4 protein-coding genes are annotated in these 3,243 nt (G+C 28.7%); 2 read left to right on the forward strand and 2 right to left on the reverse strand.

Annotated features, from left to right (window positions below):
• Positions 1-42: 42 nt before the first annotated feature.
• A complete protein-coding gene (locus J5G60_RS17475) occupies positions 43-456 on the forward strand; it encodes a NusG domain II-containing protein (protein WP_150358463.1) in 414 nt (137 codons plus the stop codon).
• A gap of 93 nt (positions 457-549) precedes the next feature.
• On the opposite strand, the gene J5G60_RS17480 is transcribed toward J5G60_RS17475, so the two are convergent.
• Positions 550-1,245 carry an acyl-ACP thioesterase domain-containing protein gene (locus J5G60_RS17480; RefSeq protein WP_190972255.1) on the reverse strand — a complete coding sequence of 232 codons (696 nt, stop codon included), beginning with the start codon at positions 1,243-1,245 and terminating at the stop codon, positions 550-552.
• Between the two features lie 264 nt (positions 1,246-1,509).
• Between J5G60_RS17480 and J5G60_RS17485 the strand changes: the two genes are divergently transcribed.
• Entirely contained in the window at positions 1,510-2,646 is a 1,137-nt protein-coding gene (locus J5G60_RS17485) for a GTP-binding protein (protein WP_150358465.1), read from the forward strand.
• A gap of 259 nt (positions 2,647-2,905) precedes the next feature.
• Here J5G60_RS17485 and J5G60_RS17490 read toward each other — a convergent pair whose 3' ends face one another.
• Positions 2,906-3,190, reverse strand: coding sequence for a putative quinol monooxygenase (locus tag J5G60_RS17490; protein ID WP_150358466.1), 285 nt, complete (start codon positions 3,188-3,190; stop codon positions 2,906-2,908).
• Positions 3,191-3,243: the final 53 nt, after the last annotated feature.

Consider the following 3,243-nt stretch of genomic DNA (forward strand, 5'->3'; position numbering starts at 1 on the left):
TAATAGAATTAATTGTATAATTAATATGAAAAGGAGTTATATATGAAAAAAGGAGATAAAATTGTTATTGTATTTATAAGCATATTGATTATTATAAGTTTGATAGGAGTTTATGTATATAAAAGTCGTTTGGATGGCTTAAATAAAATAGCAGTTATAAAAGAAAATGGTAAAATAGTAAGAACTATTGATCTGAATTCTGTACAAAATGCTTATGAGTTTACTATAAAATATGGCAAGTCTGGCTTTAATAAAATTAGGGTGGAGAAAGGCAAAATACGTATTTCTGATTCAAATAGTCCTAGAAAAATAGGAATGAAGATGGGCTGGATATCACAACCAGGAGAGAATGTCATATGCATTCCGTATAAACTTATAGTTGAAATAGAAGGTAAAGATCCAAGGCTAAATAATGTAGATGCTATTGCAGGACAACCAGCTGATTTACAGAGATAGAAAACTATTAATATCCAAACTATTAATTTTTTACAAATAAGTTAGGGGTTTTTTCTTTTATTTACTATCAGTGCAATTTCGTATTTTTAAGGTTCACTCTAAAATAATTTGGATTTTAGCTAGAAGTTGTTTTTGATTCATAAATTTGTAAAAGACTTTATGATCCACTAATTCACAGGCAATGTCTAGTATCATTCCTTCTTTGGCTGGTTTTACATAATTGACGGTGATTTCTTTGATTTGGTTAACCCGTTCAGAGATTAAATCTAGGTAACGGGCATTATTCATATGATTATAGTTATCAATGTCCCGCCCTAAAACAGTATACTGCTGCATTTTTGCATTTGCAGTCAACGGTGGCTGAACTTTATTTCGCAAAATAGGGCATTTTATATTTTGATCAATAATTTTGGATGCTGGAAAATCCTTTGGTAGACTAGCTAATTTACCAGTTAAGAGATCAACAGCAAAAGCATTTTCTATTTGTGTAGCTAACAAGTTATTTATATTATTAAAAATTTTAACTAATCGTGTAAATTTTCTTCTATTAGCATTGGTAATGAAAGACTGAATAATTAGTTTATCAGATAAAAATGTTGGCTTCAAAATTTGAACTTTTTGATCAGACACAAAAAAGCCAATGTTGGCATTTAGTTTAGGTAACTTCTGCAAAATTGATTGCGTATGTATCCATCCAATATCTTGAAATTTATCAATCAAGGCCCCTAACTTTATTTCAGCATTATAGCCAACCTCTGATAAAAAAACTTCACTTTGACGTTCTAACATCGTGAAATATCCTCCTAAAGCATTATAGATTGTAGTATTCATGGATAATTGTACACCTATAGATATAAAATATCTATATAAGGAGAATTGGAATTAATATTAACAATCTTTATTAGGAGCCTTTATCTTCCTAATCTAAATTATTGATTTTTTACAAGCATATGGTAGAATATAAAAGTAAGTAGTATTTCTTAATAAGACAAAAAATACTATTAACAATTCTAAATTAACAACAAGCAATTTAAAATTAAAGGAGATTATTTTATGTCAAAACCAAAGCTTATAATTATCGGAGGATTTTTAGGCGCAGGGAAAACGACTTCAATATTAAATTTAACAAAACTTCTACAGGAAACAAAAAATGTTGGGGTAATAACCAATGACCAAGGAACACAATTAGTAGATACAAGTTTCTTATCCGAACAAGGTATTAATGTTATGGAAGTAACTGGAGGATGCTTTTGCTGTAACTTCGATTCTTTCTCACAAAAAATTGACCAGATGATTGAAAAAAATAATCCAGATATTATATTAAGCGAACCGGTAGGAAGTTGTACAGATCTTATTGCGACCGTTTATAGACCGCTCAACAATTACTTTTCTGATAAATTTACCCTTGCTCCACTATCTATTGTGGTTGACCCTAAAAAGATTATGCAATTTCTTGGGAGCGAAGCACATTCCTTATATCCTGACGAAGTAAAATACCTTTTTTGTAAACAAATTGAAGAAGCTGATATAATTGTGTTAAACAAAATTGACCTAATGTCACAGCAGGAGCTTGTTATCGTTGAGAATATCATCAAAAAGAATTTTCCTGAAAAGCAATTAATAGAAATTTCAGCAAAAGAAAATATCAATATGAATTTATGGTTAGAGAAGATTGAGAAAACAAAGCATAAAGATAATTTTACTATGGATGTGAATTATCAAACTTATGGTAGGGCAGAAGCATATCTTGGTTGGCTGAATACTTCTACAGAGCTTTCTTCTTCAGAAGAATTTGATATTAGTGCTTTTATAAGAGATTTTATAGAAGTTTTGAAGAATAAATTTAATAATGAGAAACTTGAAATTGCCCATTTGAAAATATACGGAGTTTCTAATAATAAATATGTTAAAGTAAGTCTTACTGGGCTATCAGATGATATTAATTTTAGTGGACAGGTTCCATTAATAGATAATAAAGCAAATATTATAATTAATGCAAGAATAAATGTTAGTCCAAGAAAGCTAGAGAATTATGTAATTAGTAAGTTAAATAAATTTTCTGCTAAAAAGAGTATAACTCCTAAAAATATAAAAACTGAATGTTTTATGCCAGGGCAACCCAATCCAAAATACAGGATGTCAAGTGAAGACGCAAAAAAATCTTTACTTACAAGGAAAAATATATTTTAATATAAAATACAATTTTTAGATTATGGACCAATAAAAAGATAAAGAAAAGCTCTGGTGAATCCAAGGTTTTCACAATAATTTATTTACATAATTAAGTAGAAACTCCAGTTGAATTTTAACTGAAGTTTCTTTAATATTTATTAAAATTAATTGATAACAAGGAAGTTATCCAGTAAACTCTGGTTGCTTCCTTTTTTTATTTCTGCTTTTCCAATCAGCAGTGATGTCATTTCTTTGATGTTAGAAGGGAGATTAACTCCTATAGTTCTCTGTAAGTGTTGATTTCGCTTTTGCTTACACGAAGCTCAGCTAGTAAAGGAACTATTCTTTTAAAATGTTCACTATTATTATGTTCCTGAATTGCCCGGGCATTTTTCCATTGTTCCATAAATGTAAGTATCGAGGAGTCATTTATTTCTTCAAATATTTTATATGAAATGCAGCCATTTTCTTTTCTACTTTTTTCAATTAATTCTTTTGCTAGTTTAAGATATTTTTCTTTTTCTCCCTTTTTAATTATACTTTTTGCCACTATTGTTATCATAAATACACTTCCTTCTTATATATGTAAATATTAAATTTATACTTGATTAATTC

The organism is Clostridium sp. HV4-5-A1G, from assembly GCF_900184915.1.
Lineage (GTDB): Bacteria > Bacillota > Clostridia > Clostridiales > Clostridiaceae > Clostridium_B > Clostridium_B aromativorans.

Coding starts and splice junctions, on each gene's coding strand:
- J5G60_RS17485 (WP_150358465.1), top strand. CDS start 1,510: ATGTCAAAACCAAAGCTTATAATTATCGGAGGATTTTTAGGCGCAGGG.
- J5G60_RS17475 (WP_150358463.1), top strand. CDS start 43: ATGAAAAAAGGAGATAAAATTGTTATTGTATTTATAAGCATATTGATT.
- J5G60_RS17490 (WP_150358466.1), bottom strand. CDS start 3,190: ATGATAACAATAGTGGCAAAAAGTATAATTAAAAAGGGAGAAAAAGAA.
- J5G60_RS17480 (WP_190972255.1), bottom strand. CDS start 1,245: ATGTTAGAACGTCAAAGTGAAGTTTTTTTATCAGAGGTTGGCTATAAT.